The 287-nt window shown below is 54.7% G+C and carries 1 rRNA gene; it reads left to right on the top strand.

The annotated features are described in order from the left end of the window. A 16S ribosomal RNA gene (locus tag A3736_RS05235) occupies positions 1-287 on the top strand; the annotation flags it as partial.

The raw sequence follows: 287 nt of genomic DNA, 5'->3' as shown, positions 1-287 counted from the left end.
TCCGGCTAACTCCGTGCCAGCAGCCGCGGTAATACGGAGGGAGCTAGCGTTGTTCGGAATTACTGGGCGTAAAGCGCACGTAGGCGGCTTTTCAAGTCAGGGGTGAAATCCCGGGGCTCAACCCCGGAACTGCCCTTGAAACTGGATGGCTAGAATACTGGAGAGGTGAGTGGAATTCCGAGTGTAGAGGTGAAATTCGTAGATATTCGGAAGAACACCAGTGGCGAAGGCGACTCACTGGACAGTTATTGACGCTGAGGTGCGAAAGCGTGGGGAGCAAACAGGAT

Source organism: Erythrobacter sp. HI0063 (genome assembly GCF_001635685.1).
Classification (GTDB): domain Bacteria; phylum Pseudomonadota; class Alphaproteobacteria; order Sphingomonadales; family Sphingomonadaceae; genus Qipengyuania.
Note: the sequence above shows the minus strand (reverse complement) of the source record. Positions and strands in the feature narration are given on the sequence as shown.